The organism is Catelliglobosispora koreensis DSM 44566 (genome assembly GCF_000379685.1).
Taxonomy (GTDB): Bacteria; Actinomycetota; Actinomycetes; order Mycobacteriales; family Micromonosporaceae; genus Catelliglobosispora; species Catelliglobosispora koreensis.
On sequence record NZ_KB903272.1, the window covers coordinates 77,671 to 94,288 of the forward strand.

Genomic DNA, 16,618 nt, shown 5'->3' on the forward strand with positions numbered 1-16,618 from the left:
GGCACCATGGTCGAGCCCGGACCAAATCCGTCCGCGGGGGACCCCGACGTCAAAGATGTGTCCAAAAAGGACCTAAGGAAGTCGGCGGCAGGGCTGAGCACGCTGGATCTCGACGTAGATCTCAAAGAGCTGCACGCCTTTGGCGCCAACAACGTCAAGTCTGGCGGCGACTTCACCAAGCGCGCCGGAAAGCCATTTTCAGACCTCAACGACGAGACCGAGGGCAAGGGTGGTCTGGAGTTGCTGGCAAGCGAGGCCGGCACCGTCGCCTCAGCCTTTCCTGAGTTGGCGACGTTCACGAAGAATCTCGGCGGTGATGTGAAGTCTCTCAAGGAGTTCACCGTAGATATGGGAAAGGGGCTGGCGGCCTACGGCAACGCTGCCCTTGACGCCTTTCAGCGCTACGACTCCAATGACCAGCACAGCGCCCGTGAAATCGACAAGGTGGACCTCAGCACTGTTGTTGACAACATCTATGGTGGTTCACAGGTAACGAAGTCCTACCGCCCGAAGGATCAGTAGTCATGCCGGGAAAGCTCGGCGACCTCAAGGGGCTTGACGAGATCTACGACGCGGTGAAAAAGGCTGAGCCCTCGATAAAGCTGCTGCGGGAAATGGTGCCCCGCTGGGACGCCACGCGCCGAGTGATCCACGCGCACTGGGACGAGTTCTTCGGCGACGTGGAAAAGGTCAGCAAGCACTGGAAAGGCAAATCCGCCAAGACGCTGCTCGATAGCGCGCGGAATCTGGCGTTGCCCTCAATGGTCAACTGGTACAACGCGATGGAGTCGCGTAGCTCTGACATGGTCTGGACCGCAAGCACCGTAGAACATTTGCTCAAGTATCTGCAGTGGATGAAGGACAGCCGGGACGAGATCAACGGGTACATGCGCAAACGGGAGTTCTGGGCCGACGATGTGTGGGGCGGCCTGGGCGACCGGGTCACTGGCGGTGTTCTCAACTTCTCAGATGTGTACCGGTTTGAGCTGGGTGGCACTACCTATTCATTCCGGAGCGTAGGACAGGTAAATGACGCCTTCGATAAGCACGCGAAGCAAGTCGCCTACGACAATGGCGGCCAGATAGCGGCGATGTCGACTTGGGATGACAAGCCCAAGTTCTATCGCGGGTTACTCGACTACAAAGCGCCGAAGGAGGTCAAGCCCACGGGGCCAACGGGTCCCGGTGGCGGGCCGCCTGGCGGTGGGCCTCCGCCGGTCAAGAAGCCTGAGATAAAGAAGCCTCCGAAGAAGAAAGACCCACCGCCGAAGAAGAAGGACCCGCCCCCCAAGAAGGACGACCCGCCACCGCCGCCGAAGAAGGATCCGCCGCCTGGGACACAGCCACCGCCGGGAACGCAACCTCCGCCGGGTGTTCAACCACCGCCCGGGGGGACGGTTCCACCACCCCCGGTGCCACCGGTGATCCCTCCACCGCCTGTCTTTCCGGGCCCGGGCACACCTGGTTATCCGGGTGTGCCGGGAACGGGACTGCCGGGATACCCGGGCTATCCGGGCGGGATTCCCGGCAGGTACCCGGGAGGCGTTGGCGGGCCCGGAGGCATCAACGGTGCCAATGGCCCAGGCGGTCCCGGATCGGGGCCGCAAGGGCTCACCGGGAAGATGGCCGAAGGCAGCAACGTCCTCACTGGACGGCCCTCGGCTGCCAATGCCGCCGCCGCCCAGGGTGGGATGCCGCCCGTGTTTCCGCCAGGAGGCGCGGGAGCCGGTGGGGCTGGCGGTGTAGGGGGACGGCAAGCCAGACCGCGCCGCCCCATCACGCTGAGTGGCCCGCGGATCGTGGGCGACGAGCCGGTCGGTGGCGGCAGAACGCTTTCCGGGCGTCCCGTCGACCGGAAGAAGTCGGCGCCTCCACGGCAGGCTGAAGAGCAGCTAACCGGTTACGAGCCCGTGCCCGAAGAGCAGCAGGAGCAAGAAACCAAGCGCGAATACAGATACGGGGTGTGAGCATGGTGAGCTGTTCGTCGTGCGGCGAGGCAAACGAACCGGGACTGTCCTATTGCGGCAACCCGGATTGCGGCGCGGCGCTCGCTATCGCTCTCGCTCCTAAGGAGACGGCGCCGGAACAGCCGGTGAGCGCGGTTCGTTCCGGCGGCCGTCTTGTGCTTCCCATCGTGACGGTCGCCGCTCTTGTCGCGGTCGCCGCTGTGGTGTGGATCGCTGGGAGTGGCAGCGGAAAGGATCCCGCGAGACAGGAGCAGGCTGCCAAGAATCCAAAGTGGACATACGAGGTGGTGTCGTCACCGAGCACATCGCCCACGCCGGATGCGATTCCGAGTCCAACGGAAGCTGTTACTACCCCGCCAGCGACCGGGGGCGGTGGCGGGGCACCAGGTCCAAAGCCCACCACGCCCAAACCCGTGCCAACGACAGCCGGTCCACCGCCGCCACCCGCGCCAGCACTTTCCGCTAGCGGGACGCCGGATTGCCCACCGAACAACGGCTTGAGTGATCCGGCGTGGGGTTTGCGCGTGACAGGATCGGTGTCGAACACGTCGTCGAGCATTTCGAGCGTCACCGTTTACCACGACGCGGTCGGAAGCTTTACGCCGTCGGGTTCTGTATCGGGCTCCGGCAGTGGATCGAGCTTCGGCCCGATCTTCGCGCCGACGTTCGACGGCGACCCTTTCCTGTCTGTCCCGCCTGGCGCGTCCTCGGTGCGCTGGAAAGTGGTTGTCCGCCTGGCAAATGGGACAACGCTTGATAGCGGCTACAGAACTACCCACTACAACTGCTAAGACAGTCCAATGCAGATCGTGTGCCCGGAGTGCGGCGAACAAGACACCGAGGGGGCACCGTATTGCCTGAACCCAGGCTGCGGTGCCCTCCTCGTCAAACTCGAAACACCTCAGCCGCGCCGTTCCGAGCCACCAACCCCGGCTCCAGCGCCGCCGCACTCGGGCCTAATCCAGACCGTGAAGAGATGGCGCACCAAGCGATCTGCCGTCCGAGAACCCCTAGCACAACCCCAAAACCCCAGCGCGCCCTCGTCGCCAACCGTCCCGCTCGCCTCAGCCGAACCCGTCCGGCCCCTTACCCAGCCGTCGCAACCTGTGCCGCACAACGTGCCGCCGAGTAAACCGGCCCTGCCCAGCACTCAGCCGCCGCATAACGTGGTGCCTAGTGAACCGGTCCTGCCCAGCACGCAATCGGCTGAACGAGTCGCTGCGCGTGGCGAGCCAGCTGCGTCCACAGCTCAGCCCGGCGAGTTCATCGCCGCCGTGAAGGCGCCGCCAGGAAAGGTAAATGCCGCCCCGAAGGCAACCGAGCCGGTCGCTCAGCCGAAACATGCGGCCAAGGAAACGACCAAGAGCGCACACGCGGCCATGGAAGTGGTTGCGGCGAAAAGGCCGGCGGGCGGAAGTGCCGGACAGCAGGCAAACCCTGGTCGGCAAGCGGCCCCTGGTAAGGGAGCGGCGCATGGGCGGCAAGTAAACCTTGGATGGGGGGTAGCCGCTGGCCGGGAAGCGGGGCGTGGGCGAGAGGTGGCAGCAGAGGTAACGCGAGGTGCGAGGGTCATGAGGAGGGGAAAGCTTTGGGCACTTGGTGTGGTAGTGCTCGCCGCGATAGGAACCGTTGTCGCGGTTGTTGCTACCCGGCCCACGCGGAACAACACGGCGGCCACGCCGACGGTGAGTCCACAGCCCACGGGCCTTTATCTGTCCGCGACAGCGGTGCCGTTTTGTCGTGAGGGGAGAGTTTGGTCGATTCGGGTGCGGATTCAAGCCTTCGGCGGAACGGTTTCGGAACTGAAGGCCATGCACGTGGCGTCATCGGGCGGCAACGCCTACGCCTACGTGCTCACCGCTAAAGATGGCGTTTACGAAGGCGAGGTGCCGCCGGTATGGGCGCCTGACAAAGGTAAAGAGTTCGTTTTGGACAGTGCCTCAACACGATGGCGTGCTGAAGCGATTGTCGACGGTCAGTCGATCGCGTTCGACGGCGGAACGCTAACGAACCCTTGCTAGAAAAGCGTTAGCTCGTCACGCTCGATGCCGCGCAGGGTGTCGTAGTTGACGACAACGCAGCGGATGCCGCGATCTTCGGCCAGCACACGGGCTTGTGGCTTGATTTCCTGAGCGGCGAAGATGCCAGCGACCGGTGCCAGCAATGGGTCACGGTTCATCAATTCGAGGTACCGGGTTAGCTGTTCCACACCGTCGATCTCGCCACGGCGTTTGACTTCGACGGCGACGTGAGCACCGGCGCTATCACGGCAAAGCAGGTCGACCGGCCCGATGGCGGTCATGTACTCACGGCGTACCAACGTGAAGCCGTCGCCAAACGTCTGCGGCGCCGCGGCTAGCAGTTCCTGCAAATGAGCCTCGACACCATCTTTTTGCAGGCCAGGGTCGATGCCCAACTCGTACGACGTGTCTTGGAAGATCTCCTCAAGGGTGATCCGCAGTTCTTCCCCGGCTTTGTTGACGACCCGCCACACGCCTGGTGATTCCGACAGGCGGCACGGCGGGCTCATCCAGTTCAGCGGCTTGTAAGCCCGGTCGTCGGCGTGAATGGACACACTGCCGTCGGCCTTGACCATGATGAGCCTTGTCGCGACGGGCAAATGTGCCGCCAACCGTCCAACGTAGTCAACCGAACACCGGGCTATAACCAAACGCACCCGGGCAGCCTACCGGCAGCCGGGTGCGGTTTGGTGCAGCGCCCCGCGTCAGGGCTTGGACTCAACGGCCTCGCGAATGGTGACGAACTCGCCTTTCACCTTGCTGACCGTGGTGAAGTACCACATGACCATGCCCATAGAGACATCGTCAGCCCAGGCGCAGACGGCGATTTGCATCGACTGAATGTCGAAGTCGGCGCATTGTTCTGAGCCGCCGAGCTTTCCGGGCTCAACGGTGATCTTGTTGGACATCGTGCCGCCGCTGCCCTCCATGCCCTTGAACATGCCGTCCAGCACGATCTTTGAGTCGAACGCGTCTTCCTGCGGGAAAGCGACGACCATCATCATGTCTTTGCTGCCCGAGGTGCTGTAAACGGCCGCTACCGGCTCGCCGAGGTCAGACAGTCCCTGGAAGTTGGACTTCATGCCTTCCATCGCACCGGTCATCGACGGGTCGGTGCTCTTCTTGCGGTTGCCGATCGTGTCCGGAGTGGACAGTGTGACCTTGGAGGCCTTCGCTGTTGGCGACTTCGTCGGGGCGCTGTTGCTCTTCGACGGCGTCGGCGTCGGGTCCAGGGTGTTCAAAGCTTCCGGCTTGGCGTAGTAGATCGCCGCCGCGATGCCGCCTCCGCAGAGGCAAAAGAGCAGAACGCCAACGATGCCCAGGGTGATCCACAGCGACTTGCGCGACTTCTTCGCCGGCGCTTGCTGAAGGTAACCAGGCTGTCCGTAAGCGAATGTCGGGTCCTGCCCCGGTGCCTGCGGGTAGCCCGGCGTGGCCTGGCCGGGCGCATATCCCGGTTGCTGCGGCTGACCGGGCTGCTGGCCGTAAGAAGCCTGCTGACCGGGCTGCGGGGGATATCCAGGCTGCTGGCCGTGCGGCTGCTGCGGCTGCTGGCCGTAAGGCGGCTGAGGGGCCTGGCCGTAAGAAGGCTGCTGGCCGTAAGGCGGCTGGGCGGGCTGCGGGGGATAGGTCGGGGCCTGCGGCGGAACCACCTGTGTCGGGTCGTTCGACGGTGGCTGCGGAGGTTGATATTGCGGGTATTCCGACGTGGGCGGCAGGTCCGACATCGCGAGACTCCATAGAGGTGAGAGGGGTTGCGGGGGCGAGGCTATCAGGGCACGGCAAATCCCGGCGCCCACAGATTTGTACAAGCGTCTTGTACAAGCGTCTAATACATGTGTATAGTTTCGAGCATGACGCAGAAGATTGAAGAGCAGCGCTACATCACCATCGGTGGCATCGAGCAGTGGATCCAGATCCGCGGCGAGAACCGCGCCAACCCCGTTCTGTTCGTGCTGCACGGCGGCCCCGGATCGCCTTATGCCGTGTTCACACCGCTGATCACGGCTTGGGAGAAGGACTTCACGGTCGTGCACTGGGACCGCCGGGGTGTGGGCAAGACCCGGTCGCGCAGCGGTGCGGCAGGCATGGGGCTCAACACCTACGCTCAGCTGACGCTCGACGCGATCGAGGTTTCTGAGTATCTGCGCGACTATCTGGGCAAGGAACGGCTCGTGTTGCTGGCGGGCTCCATGGGTACCCTCCTGGGATTGCCCTTGGTCAAGCGGCGGCCAGACCTGTTCTCGTCCTTGGTGCTCACGGACATGTATACCGACATGAGAGAAAATGAACTCCGGGGGTACGAAGGCGCGCTCGACCGAGTCCGCGAAGCCGGTGACCAGAAAGCCGTTGCCGCGCTGGAGAAGATCGGCCCGGAACCGTCCACATGGGATCTCAAGGCGTGGCAAGTGAAGATGAACTGGACGATGAAGACCGACCCGGTCACCCCTAACGCGGTCACCAAACTGTTGTTCCCGCTGGTGTTCCGGTCAGGCGGCCGCTATAGCCTGCGCGACAAGTGGCATCTGCTGGCAGGCTTCATGGCGACGCAGAAGGAGATGTTCGCGGAATACATGTCCTACAACGCTTATGACCTCGGCATGACCTTCGACGTGCCGGTGTTCCTGCTCCAGGGTGCCAGCGATGTGCTGACGATGACGAGTCTCGCGGAGGAATACTTCGCGAAAATCGAAGCGCCGCATAAGGAAATCGCTCTCATCGAGAGTGCCAGCCACTTCGCGGCGTTCACTCAACCCGATCGTTTCCACCACGAGCTTGTCACCCGCGTGCTGCCTTACGCCGTGTAACGCGGTGACTCGTGCAGCCACTCGAGATGGCCGCGCGGTGCGCCGAGATAGGTCACGGCGACGCGGCTGAGAGCGCAAGATGTGGCGCGGTCAAGGTTCTGGCGCTCGAATTCCTCAGGCAAGACACGGGCCGCCGCGTGCAGGTCGGCCATCCGGCTGGCGATCCGTTGCCGCACTTGGGCTTCGGCCTCGGCTACGGAACACCGAAGGTGATGAGTCAAGACATGGACGTAGTTGTGCCGCTCTTCGCGGTAGGCGGAGGCGAGATCGTTACACCAGGCGGTGACGTCATTGGCAGCCTGGACCAGCGATCGCCACGGCCGGGATTCGGCTACCGCGGGCGGCACCTCGATCCGCAGCATCGGCTCGAACAGCAAAAAGACGATGGCCCCGTTGGTGATCCGGCGCAGCTGGACAAACTCTTGCGGGGCCGGGATGCGGCCCGAGCGGCGGTTGGCGGCCTCATGCAGACTCCCGTGCCAGTGCAGCAGGAGGTCGCGGCGGAACCGCTGCCGCCAAGCCGGACCGCACCGCGACGCCGTCGCGCGCCACAGCGGGCCGAAGCGTGGGTGCCGGGACTGTCCATCCACAGTGGACAGAAGTTCCTTGTACATGGCGGAAAGCGCGACCGGGCTGGTGCCGAGTCCCGTGTCATCGCGCAGGTCGTCGAAGGCGGCCAGCCAGGAAACCCAGCGGGCGAAAAGGTTTACGGTCGCGACGTCAGATTCGGCGAAGGCGCGCGCCGCGAGCGCACCGAAGCCGGTGAAGGGACCATCCTTACGCCGGCTTGGTGCGTCCAGTCCTTCGATGTCTTCGAGGATCACAGCGGGCCGAAGAGCAGGTTGCCCGGAGCTTGCGGGTCGGGGCTCGTGTAGTACTCACGGGCGGCGTGCACCAGATCGTCCACGCTGATCTGACCGCTGCCCGAGCGGTCCAGCGCCGCGAACGCGGCGTCGATGTCAGGTGACGGCGTGCCGAAGGCGGATTGCAGCGTGCCGAACTCGGGCCGTCCGATCTGACCGTCGCCGTTGGTGTCAGACAGTTTCGCGACGGACTGTGCCAACGGCAGGAACGTCGTGTCGAACCGGCTGCCCTCGATGTATGCCGCGATCATCGCCTCGCGGAACTCAGCCGGGGAGAGAGAACCGCTGCCGTCAGCGTCAGCCGTGCGGGCTAGCTCCTGCCAGAACAGGTCGTAGCCGTCGAGGATTTCCTTGCCCTTGGCCGAAGTCGGGGACTGTCCGAAGCCCAGGATGAGCCGGGAGCCCAGCGCGATCAGATCGTCGCGGTCGAGTTCCCCGTTGCTGCTGACGTCGAGCTGGTCGAAGGCCTTGTCGAGCTTCTGGATCTGCAATTCCGTGGTCATGACACTTAGGTATCACGCGAGGACTTAGGCTGGTGACGAAATGGACCTAAGTGCTTTCTACTCGGTGATATCAGGCATCAACTTCACGCTGCTGGGGTTGTGGTGGGTCGCCGCGCGCGAGCGCAAGGAACTTCGCGACACGGCTGGAAGGCGCACGGCGTACCTCGTGAGTCTCGGTTTTGTTATCCCCGGCACCGTGTCACTGCTCTCGCAGATTTCACCGGAAACGCCGTTCCTGTGGCGAATCTCGTTCGCGGTGGCCGGAATCGCTGGCGCGATAGGCACGTTCCTGCTGTCCTCCGCGATCCTGAAGCATCTTGATGCCCCGATCCTGGGCAACATTCTGCGTTACCTGGCGACGGCGGCTTATGTGCTCGTAACTATCGTCGCGCTGTTCCCGCGCATCGCCCGGCCGCTATCGCTTTCCGGGCTGCAGGCCGAGGCGATCCTGTTGTCGTTGCTGGTGTTCCTTGGCGTGCAAGCGGCCTGGGTGGTGGCGATGACGCCGTCACGCGCCGAGGGGAAAGCCGGACTCGACCACGGCTAGGCAATCGTCGAGCAGGTCGGGCAAGTCAGCCTTGCCGTCACTGGCGACCCAGCGCTCCAGGGCCGGCCACATCGCGCCCACGACCGCGCTGGCGAACACTTGTGCCGCAAGGTCACTGGGTTGCAGGCCGTATCGCTCGGCGACCGCTTCGGCCAGTCTCACGGTGGTGTTGCGCTGATTCGACATCATCCGCGTACGCAATGCGGGGTGTTCAAGCTGAAGTTTGGTGCGCTGAAGCAGTTCGCCGTGATCGGTCTCATAGATCTTGCTGAACGCCTCACGCATGCCGCGCCGCAAAGCCGCCACCGCTGACAGCGAGCGCGGCTGGGCGATGAACGTTTCCATGAGCAGCGGGTCGTAGTCATCGTCGATGACGACGTCTTCCTTGGTGGGGAAGTAGCGGAAGAAGGTGCTCGGCGAGATCTCGGCCGCTTCGGCGATCTGATCGATCGTCGTCGCGTCATATCCACGCAGGGCGAACAGCCGGAACGCCTCCTGCTGGATGAGGCGCCGCGTCTTGGCCTTCTTCCGCTCCCGTAAACCCACGTGCCTACCCTACCGGCGCCGGGCGGGCCTTGAAGAAGGCCGCCACGAGTGCCGCGCCAGCGACAGAACCTATGGCACACACGATAAGCACGACGTCCATTCCCGACACGAAGTTCGCCTGGGCTTGAAACAACACGGCCGGATCGCCGAGCCGTGCCGCGGCGACGATCGACTCCTTTGCCGGACCGGATAGCCCGTTGGAGTAGATGGAGTTCAGCAAGCTGCCCAGCCCAGCCACCGCGAAGGCTCCCGCGACCTGCCGCAGTGTCTGCACCAGACCAGATCCAGCACCGGCTTTCGCCTCAGGCAACGAGGCGAGAACCGTGTCCATCGCCGGCACCATCGCGAGCCCGAGGCCCAGCCCAGCGAGCCCAAGCCAGCTGCCGGTGAGCACAAAGGGGGACGCCGTCGTCGTGAGCGAGCCGAGCGCGAATCCGGCGGCCAGCAGCAGCATGCCCGTGACGATCGCACTCCGGTTCCCCAGGCGAGCCGCTATGCGCGGTGCGAGCTTGCCGGTCACCATCAGGCCGAGGATCAACGGCACCAGACCCCACCCCGTCTGCATCGCGCTGAATCCCTTAACCGCCTGCAAATAAAGGGGTACGACGAAGAGCCCGCCCATAAGTGCCAAAGCGGCGAAGACGGTAGCCACCGTGCCCCACGTGAACGCCGGGCTCCGGAAGAGCCCAAGGTCGACCATGGGTTCACGTCGGCGCAGATTGCGATAGATGAATAGTCCAATGAGGACAGTCGCGGCGCCCAAACTGCCTAGCACACGGGCTGATCCCCAACCCGCCTCCGGCGCGTCGATGACGCCGTAAACGGCTAGCCCGAGCCCGCTAACCGAGAGCACGACACTGAGCGGATCGAGCTTCGCCGACGCGGGATCTTTCGACTCCGGCAGCAAGATGGCCGCCGCGATCAGGGCAATGGCGATCACTGGCAGGTTGATGAGGAAAACCGAACCCCACCAATAGTTTTCCAGCAGCCACCCGCCTACGATCGGCCCCAGAGGCAGTGCGAGTCCCATCCCGACGGTCCAGGTGGAAATCGCCCGTGCGCGTTCTTCCGGCGGGAAGATCACCGGCAGCGTGGACATCGACAACGGGATGATGATGGCCGCGCCAACGCCCATGACGGCACGAGCGGCGACCAGTGTCGCGGTGCTGCCGGCGAAGGCGGCGAACCCACTCGCGGCACCAAAGATCACGAGACCGGCGAGCAGGAGTTTCTTGCGTCCCCAGCGGTCGCCTGCGAGCCCAGCGGGCAGGAGGAACGCGGAGAACGTGATCAGGTAGGAGGAGACGATCCATTGCAGTTCGCCAGTGCTGGCGCCGAGGTCGGCGGCGAGGGTCGCGAGGGCGACGTTCAGCACCGTGCCGTCGAGCCCGATGACGAGCACGCACATGACCAGGGCGGCGAGCGCCAGCCAGCGGTTTTTGAGAGCTACCATAAATTGATAGTAGCTCTCAAAATCTAGTAACCGTCAAATTAGCCGTGCAGGAACTTGACCGCCCGCTCGGCTAACTTCATGCCGCTCTTCGTCCGCCGGAACGTCAGCAGCGCCGGGACACTGGGAAGGCGCCGCTTCGCGATCGCCTTCACGCGGGCGAATTCGCGCAACCCATCTTCGCCGTGAATCCGGCCGAACCCGGAGTTGCCCACGCCCCCGAAGGGAAGCGTTGGCAGCACAGCGAACGAGAACAAGGAGTTGATCGAGGTCATCCCGGTGCGCAGCTGGCGAGCCACTTCAAAGCCCTGTGAACGGGAGAAGACCGCCGAGCCGAGGCCATATTGCGTCCCGTTAGCGAGCCGCACGGCTTCCTCTACGCCGGACACCTTCGCCACCGTGAGCGTTGGCCCAAACGTTTCTTCCTGAACCGTCGTCGAGTCCTCGGGGACACCGACCAGGATGGTTGGCCGCACATAGGCGCCGCGAACCGCGTCTGGCCCGCCGAGCAGCGCCGTGGCGCCGTTGGTCAACGCCTCATCGATGTGCCGTTTGATCAGATCGCGCTGGCCCGGCATGGTGATCGGGCCGATCTGGGAATCGATGTCGATGCGTTTGGTCTCCTCGACGAGCTTGCTGACGAACTTGTCGTAGACGCGCTCGTGCACATAAGCCCGCTCGATGCCGACGCAAGCCTGCCCAGCGTTGAAGTTCGCGCCCCAGGCGACCGCTTCCGCGGCAGCGTCCAGGTCAGCGTCCTCAAGCACGAGCACCGCGTCTTTACCGCCGCCCTCAATGACAACGGGCGTAAGGGTTTCGGCACATGCCGCCATGACCTTCTTGCCTGTCGCCGGCGATCCCGTGAACGAAACTTTGTCCACACCGGAGCGGCACAGCGCCGCGCCCACATCGCCCATGCCGTGCACGATCTGCAGGACCGGATGCTCCGGCACGATCTGCTGGAAGAGATCGACGTAGAACTGTCCGATCGCGGGCGTGTATTCGCTCGGTTTGAAGACGACCGCATTGCCGGCCGCGAGGGCGTAGGCGATCGATCCCATCGGCGTGAAGATGGGGAAGTTCCAGGGACCGATGACGCCAACGACGCCGTATGGCTGGTACTCAAGGTAGCCCGCGTATTCCGGCTGCATCAGCGAACCGCCGACACGCCGCCATCCCAGCGTCTTGCGCGCGTGACGGGCCGCCCAAGCGATGTGATCGACGGAAACGACGACTTCCAGCACGGCTTCTTCGAGTGGCTTACCGCCCTCTTGGTTAATCAGCACCGATAGCTCACCGATGCGGCCAGTGATCGCCTTGCGCCACTTCAGCAAGCGGCGCTTGCGCTCGCGGAAACCGAGCCCGGCCCACCACGCGGCAGCCTCGCGGGCACGTGACACCGCGTCCTTTACATCTTCGGCAGTGGCAACCCGCACACGGCCGACCTCCTGGCCGGTCGCCGGGTTAGTTGAGATCAGCTCGCCGGCGGTCACGCTGCTCGCGCCGGGAATCGTCGTGACGGTCACGGCCGAAGTCTATTCCTACCCGGAAGTAATAAGAAAGATCCTCATTCTTTCTTGTACTGATCGGGGGATCCGAGCGCTCCTCGTAACCGATACTTTGGGGCGCAGTTTCTCGGGAGGAATACCAAATGTTACGTCGGCTTGGCGCAGCTATGTCCCTAATTCTGGTGGGATCGCTGCTCAACGGCATCGCTCAGCCGGTCTCGGCTGGGCCAGCTCTGCCCAGCGGTTTTCAGGAGCACATCGTGTTCGCTGGGCTGACCGACCCCACCAACCTTGAATTCGCGCCCAACGGACTCATCTTCGTCGCCGAAAAGGGCGGCAAGGTGAAGGTTTTTGACAACCTCGGCGACCCCGACCCGACGTTGTTCGCCGACCTATCCGCCAAGGTCTTCAACCTTGGTGACCGTGGCTTGCTCGGCCTCGCGATTCACCCGCAGTTTCCGGTGCAGCCCTGGATCTATGTGCTGTACACATTGGACGCCCCGCCAGGGCAGAGCGCGCCCTACTGGAACGACAACTGCACCTACTGGGATGGCAGCTGCGTCGTGACCGGGCGGTTGTCGCGCCTGCGCGCGGACGCGACCGGCAAGGTGATGACCGGCAGCGAACAGGTGCTTGTCGAAGGCTGGTGCCAGCAATGGATCAGCCACTCGACCGACGATCTGAAATTCGGCGTCGATGGCATGCTCTATGTCACGGGCGGCGATGGCGCCAGCTTCACTCAAGTTGACTATGGACAGGTCGGAAACCCTTGTGGCGACCCGGCTTTCGAAGGCGGCGCGGTGCGCTCGCAGAGCCTTCGCAGCGCCACCGGGCCGGTCCTGCTCAACGGGGCGATCCTGCGGCTGAATCCAGAGAACGGCGCTGCGGCTCCCGGGAATCCGTTCCTCTTCTCGCCAGACCCGAACAAGAGGCTCATCGTGGGCTACGGCTTGCGTAACCCGTATCGCATGACGATGCGTCCAGGGACGAGTGAGGTGTGGATCGGCGATACCGGCTGGAATAGCTGGGAAGATATCGACCGGCTGGTCGACCCGCTCGCCATGACACCACAGAACTTCGGCTGGCCATGTTACGAGGGCAATGGCCAGCAGTCCGAATACGCCAGCAGTGGCATTCCCTTGTGCGGTTCGCTTTACGCCGCCGGAAGTGGTGCGGTCAGCCCGCCATTCCTTAGCTATGACCACGTGCCCACGGGACAGCCGGGGCAAGGTTGCGACAACAACGGCTACTCACCGTCCGGGCTCGTGTTCTACCCGCACAGCGGGGGAGTCTTTCCTGCCGAATATGGCGGCTCACTTTTCATCGCTGACTATTCGCGCAAGTGCATCTATGTCATGAAGACCGCTCAGCAAGGCGGTCTGCCCAGCCCCAGCCTTGTGAGCACCTTCGCCGAAGCGGCCAGCCCGACCGACCTCGAGCTCGGGCCAGACAACGAGCTGTATTACGTGAGCTTGGGCGGAACGGTTCGGGCGATCAGGTATTACTCGTCGAACAGGCCGCCCGTCGCGCACATCGACGCCGGGCCGGTCACCGGGAACCCGCCGCTGACCGTCACGTTCGACGCCTCCGCGTCCAGTGACGCCGACGCGGTCGACCAAGGCCAGCTGACCTATCAATGGGACTTCACCAACAACGGTTCCTTCGACACGACTGGTGTGGCGGTGGAGCACACATACTCCGTCGCGGCCAGCTATACGGCCCGGCTCAAGGTCACGGATCTGGCTGGAGCGTCCTCGGAGACAACCGTGGCGGTGCATGTCAATGGCTTCCCGCCGACCCCCACGATGGACAGCCCGAGCGCGGCCCTGACGTGGAAAGTCGGGCAGACGGTTAGCTTCAGCGGCAGTGCGGCCGACCCCGATGACGGTGTGCTGCCCGCGGCCAGCCTCAAGTGGGAGCTGCGCATGCAGCACTGTGTCGTGAACGGTGGCTGCCACACCCATCCATTGCAGTCGTGGAACGGTGTGGCCAGCGGTTCGTTCACGGCACCTGATCACGAGTTGCCAGCGCACCTTGAACTCGTGCTCACGGCGACGGACTCCAGTGGCCAGACGTCGAGCATCACCCGCCCGCTCAACCCGAAGCCGGTGTCCTGGGCGGTGCAGACCCAGCCTGCGGGGCTTCAGCTCACCACTGACGCGTTCGCCGGGGCGGCACCGTTCACGGTCGATTTGATCGATGGGGCACAGCGCACTGTTTACGCGCCGTCCTCGCAGTTCCTCAATGGGGTGGGCTACCGGTTCATCGGGTGGTCAGATGGCGGCGCCCAGCGGCACACCGTGTCTATCGGGCCGAATGAGCAACCGCTGACAGCGACCTTCCTGCGCTGTTCAGGGTGGATCCACTACCTGGGCCTGCCCGGGTGCACCAAGATCGGCCCCGATACGCCGCGTATGCCAGGTGAGCCCAGCGTCGAAACGCCAGTCATCCGCTTCTGAGCCAAACTTGTGGAACAAACCACAGGCACTGCCGGTTTGGAGCGGATGCCCGCCGTGGCAGACTCGGCTGAACCTGTACTAAGGAGGCCGCGATGGCGCGCGAGATCAATACGGTCGGTGTGGTGGGGCTCGGCACCATGGGCGCCGGAATTGTAGAGGTCTTTGCCCGCAACGGCCTGTCCGTGGTGGCGGTAGAGATCAGTGAGGCGGCGCTGGAGCGCGGCCGGCAAAACCTCGCCGGCTCGACCGGCCGTGCGGTCGCCAAAGGCAAACTGTCGCAAGAGGACAGTGACGCCCTTCTGGCCCGGGTCGACTTCCGCATCGGGCTTGAGGCCCTGAGCGAGGTCGACTTCGTGATCGAGGCCGTTCCCGAGCACCTCGACCTCAAGCAGCGCATCTTCGCCGAGCTTGACCGGGTGTGCGCGCCGCACGCGATTCTTGCCACCAACACGAGCTCCCTGAGCGTCACCGAGATTTCCGTCGCGACGCACCGGCCCAACCAGGTGATCGGGGTCCACTTCTTCAACCCCGCCCCCGTGATGCGTCTCGTCGAGATCATCAAGACCGTGGTGACCGCGCCCGAGGTCGTCGAGGATGTCGAGGCGCTAATGGCGCGCATCGGCAAGACCGACGTGACGATCAGCGACCGGGCCGGGTTCATCGCCAACGCTCTGCTTTTCGGTTACCTGAACCACGCGGTCACCATGTTCGAGGGCAAATACGCCACGCGCGAAGACATCGACGCGGCCATGAAGCTCGGCTGTGGGCTGCCGATGGGCCCGCTCGCGCTGATGGACCTGATCGGCCTCGACACCGCCTACGAAATTCTCGACACGATGTACCGCCGCGGTGGCCGCGATCGCCGGCACGCCCCGGCGCCACTGCTCAAGCAGATGGTCACCGCTGGACTGCTCGGCCGTAAGAGCGGCCGCGGTTTCTACGCCTATGAGAAGGCTGGCTCACCGGTCGTCACCGACGCGGTGTCCAAAGCGGACAGTGAGAACAGTCTGCAAAGGACGATCACGACCGTAGGTGTCGTGGGCTCCGGGACGATGGCCACGGGCATCATCGAAGTCTTCGCCAAGGCGGGATATGAAGTCCTGAGCGTGACCCGCGGCGCGGAAAAGTCCGCGGCGGTCTGCGAATCGGTGAAGACCTCGCTCAACAAGGGCGTCGTGCGAGGCAAGCTCAGCGAGGGTGACCGCGACGCGGCGGTCGGCCGGATCACGTGGTCCACCAACCTCGACCACCTCTCCGACGCCGATCTCGTGGTCGAAGCGGTCGTGGAGGAACTCAGCGTCAAGAAGGCCCTGTTCGCCAGCCTCGACGAGATCTGCAAGCCGGGCGTCGTGCTCGCCACGACCACGTCGAGCCTGCCCGTCATCGAGTGCGCCATGGCCACCCAGCGGCCCGCCGACGTCGTGGGTCTGCACTTCTTCAACCCGGCTCAGGTCATGCCGCTGGTTGAAGTCGTCAAAACGATCCGGACCTCATCAGCGACTCTTGCCACTGCCAACGCGGTCGTCGCCAAGCTCGGCAAGACCGCTGTCGGGTGTGCCGACCGGGCTGGCTTCATCGTCAACGCCCTGTTGTTCCCGTACCTAAACGACGCGGTCAAGATGCTGGAAGCCAGCTACGCCAGCGCCGACGACATCGACGCGGCTATGAAACTCGGCTGTGGGTACCCGATGGGCCCGTTCGAGTTGCTTGATGTGGTGGGCCTGGACGTCTCGCTAGCCATTCAGCGCGAGCTTTACCTCGAGTTGCGTGAGCCCGGGTTCTCGCCCGCCCCGCTGCTGGAGCACCTGGTGACCGCGGGCTATCTCGGGCGCAAGGCCGGCCGCGGATTCCGTGATCACACGCATCGCTAAGTTTTATTTGTGCCACGCAAGAACAGACGGCGTGATGAGCCGGGCCGCCCTGATCCGGGGCCGGTCCGGCATGAGC

General features: G+C 64.0%; 15 protein-coding genes. 8 read left to right on the forward strand and 7 right to left on the reverse strand.

Annotated elements, in window-relative coordinates; genetic code table 11:
* The first annotated feature begins 6 nt into the window (after positions 1-6).
* The 4 genes from A3E1_RS0123050 to A3E1_RS0123065 all read left to right on the forward strand — a co-directional run bounded on the left by A3E1_RS0123050 (position 7) and on the right by A3E1_RS0123065 (position 3,988).
* Positions 7-522: a hypothetical protein gene (locus tag A3E1_RS0123050; protein WP_020523150.1), complete on the forward strand. Its 516-nt coding sequence runs from the start codon at positions 7-9 to the stop codon at positions 520-522.
* Between the two features lie 2 nt (positions 523-524).
* Entirely contained in the window at positions 525-1,967 is a 1,443-nt protein-coding gene (locus A3E1_RS0123055; protein ID WP_026208741.1) for a hypothetical protein, read from the forward strand.
* 2 nt (positions 1,968-1,969) lie between these two features.
* A complete protein-coding gene (locus A3E1_RS47350; RefSeq protein WP_157631697.1) occupies positions 1,970-2,758 on the forward strand; it encodes a hypothetical protein in 789 nt (262 codons plus the stop codon).
* Positions 2,759-3,538: 780 nt separating this feature from the next.
* Positions 3,539-3,988, forward strand: a complete 450-nt coding sequence (locus A3E1_RS0123065; RefSeq protein ID WP_157631698.1) for a hypothetical protein — start codon at positions 3,539-3,541, stop codon at positions 3,986-3,988.
* Here A3E1_RS0123065 and nucS read toward each other — a convergent pair.
* Both nucS and A3E1_RS44995 read right to left on the reverse strand, forming a co-directional pair.
* Positions 3,985-4,644: an endonuclease NucS gene (gene nucS / locus A3E1_RS0123070; protein ID WP_026208742.1), complete on the reverse strand. Its 660-nt coding sequence runs from the start codon at positions 4,642-4,644 to the stop codon at positions 3,985-3,987. The genes A3E1_RS0123065 and nucS overlap by 4 nt on opposite strands.
* Before the next feature lie 48 nt (positions 4,645-4,692).
* Positions 4,693-5,715 (reverse strand): hypothetical protein, encoded by a 1,023-nt coding sequence (locus A3E1_RS44995; protein WP_020523154.1) that lies wholly within the window; start codon positions 5,713-5,715, stop codon positions 4,693-4,695.
* Positions 5,716-5,841: 126 nt separating this feature from the next.
* Here A3E1_RS44995 and A3E1_RS0123080 point away from each other — a divergent pair, with 126 nt between their 5' ends.
* Positions 5,842-6,795 (forward strand): alpha/beta fold hydrolase, encoded by a 954-nt coding sequence (locus A3E1_RS0123080; RefSeq protein ID WP_020523155.1) that lies wholly within the window; start codon positions 5,842-5,844, stop codon positions 6,793-6,795.
* On the opposite strand, the gene A3E1_RS41630 is transcribed toward A3E1_RS0123080, so the two are convergent.
* Together A3E1_RS41630 and A3E1_RS0123090 are read right to left on the reverse strand one after the other, a co-directional pair.
* Positions 6,783-7,619 (reverse strand): terpene synthase family protein, encoded by an 837-nt coding sequence (locus A3E1_RS41630; RefSeq protein ID WP_020523156.1) that lies wholly within the window; start codon positions 7,617-7,619, stop codon positions 6,783-6,785. The two genes, A3E1_RS0123080 and A3E1_RS41630, sit on opposite strands and share 13 nt — an antisense overlap.
* Positions 7,616-8,161 carry an EF-hand domain-containing protein gene (locus A3E1_RS0123090; protein ID WP_020523157.1) on the reverse strand — a complete coding sequence of 182 codons (546 nt, stop codon included), beginning with the start codon at positions 8,159-8,161 and terminating at the stop codon, positions 7,616-7,618. The genes A3E1_RS41630 and A3E1_RS0123090 overlap by 4 nt, the downstream gene beginning before the upstream one ends.
* Positions 8,162-8,201: 40 nt before the next feature.
* On the opposite strand from A3E1_RS0123090, the gene A3E1_RS0123095 reads away from it, so the two are divergent.
* Positions 8,202-8,708 carry a hypothetical protein gene (locus A3E1_RS0123095; RefSeq protein WP_020523158.1) on the forward strand — a complete coding sequence of 169 codons (507 nt, stop codon included), beginning with the start codon at positions 8,202-8,204 and terminating at the stop codon, positions 8,706-8,708.
* Here A3E1_RS0123095 and A3E1_RS0123100 read toward each other — a convergent pair.
* From A3E1_RS0123100 to A3E1_RS0123110, 3 genes are read right to left on the reverse strand one after another with little or no spacing between them, the layout of a single operon-like run.
* On the reverse strand, positions 8,670-9,254 hold the full coding sequence (locus A3E1_RS0123100; RefSeq protein ID WP_020523159.1) for an acyl-CoA-like ligand-binding transcription factor: 585 nt from the start codon (positions 9,252-9,254) through the stop codon (positions 8,670-8,672). The two genes, A3E1_RS0123095 and A3E1_RS0123100, sit on opposite strands and share 39 nt — an antisense overlap.
* 4 nt (positions 9,255-9,258) lie before the next feature.
* Complete coding sequence (locus A3E1_RS0123105; RefSeq protein ID WP_020523160.1) at positions 9,259-10,707, reverse strand: DHA2 family efflux MFS transporter permease subunit; 1,449 nt, start codon at positions 10,705-10,707, stop codon at positions 9,259-9,261.
* Positions 10,708-10,745: 38 nt separating this feature from the next.
* Positions 10,746-12,230, reverse strand: coding sequence for an aldehyde dehydrogenase family protein (locus A3E1_RS0123110; protein WP_020523161.1), 1,485 nt, complete (start codon positions 12,228-12,230; stop codon positions 10,746-10,748).
* Between the two features lie 149 nt (positions 12,231-12,379).
* Here A3E1_RS0123110 and A3E1_RS41635 point away from each other — a divergent pair, with 149 nt between their 5' ends.
* Positions 12,380-14,671 (forward strand): PQQ-dependent sugar dehydrogenase, encoded by a 2,292-nt coding sequence (locus A3E1_RS41635; protein WP_020523162.1) that lies wholly within the window; start codon positions 12,380-12,382, stop codon positions 14,669-14,671.
* Between the two features lie 92 nt (positions 14,672-14,763).
* On the forward strand, positions 14,764-16,542 hold the full coding sequence (locus A3E1_RS0123120; RefSeq protein ID WP_020523163.1) for a 3-hydroxyacyl-CoA dehydrogenase family protein: 1,779 nt from the start codon (positions 14,764-14,766) through the stop codon (positions 16,540-16,542).
* Positions 16,543-16,618 lie beyond the last annotated feature (76 nt).

Bases quoted from the DNA above. Each gene is read 5' to 3' on its own strand.
- A3E1_RS44995 (WP_020523154.1), bottom strand. From the start codon at position 5,715: ATGTCGGACCTGCCGCCCACGTCGGAATACCCGCAATATCAACCTCCG.
- A3E1_RS0123090 (WP_020523157.1), bottom strand. From the start codon at position 8,161: ATGACCACGGAATTGCAGATCCAGAAGCTCGACAAGGCCTTCGACCAG.
- A3E1_RS0123055 (WP_026208741.1), top strand. From the start codon at position 525: ATGCCGGGAAAGCTCGGCGACCTCAAGGGGCTTGACGAGATCTACGAC.
- A3E1_RS0123120 (WP_020523163.1), top strand. From the start codon at position 14,764: ATGGCGCGCGAGATCAATACGGTCGGTGTGGTGGGGCTCGGCACCATG.
- A3E1_RS0123080 (WP_020523155.1), top strand. From the start codon at position 5,842: ATGACGCAGAAGATTGAAGAGCAGCGCTACATCACCATCGGTGGCATC.
- A3E1_RS47350 (WP_157631697.1), top strand. From the start codon at position 1,970: ATGGTGAGCTGTTCGTCGTGCGGCGAGGCAAACGAACCGGGACTGTCC.
- A3E1_RS0123050 (WP_020523150.1), top strand. From the start codon at position 7: ATGGTCGAGCCCGGACCAAATCCGTCCGCGGGGGACCCCGACGTCAAA.
- A3E1_RS41635 (WP_020523162.1), top strand. From the start codon at position 12,380: ATGTCCCTAATTCTGGTGGGATCGCTGCTCAACGGCATCGCTCAGCCG.
- A3E1_RS0123065 (WP_157631698.1), top strand. From the start codon at position 3,539: ATGAGGAGGGGAAAGCTTTGGGCACTTGGTGTGGTAGTGCTCGCCGCG.
- A3E1_RS0123105 (WP_020523160.1), bottom strand. From the start codon at position 10,707: ATGGTAGCTCTCAAAAACCGCTGGCTGGCGCTCGCCGCCCTGGTCATG.
- A3E1_RS0123095 (WP_020523158.1), top strand. From the start codon at position 8,202: ATGGACCTAAGTGCTTTCTACTCGGTGATATCAGGCATCAACTTCACG.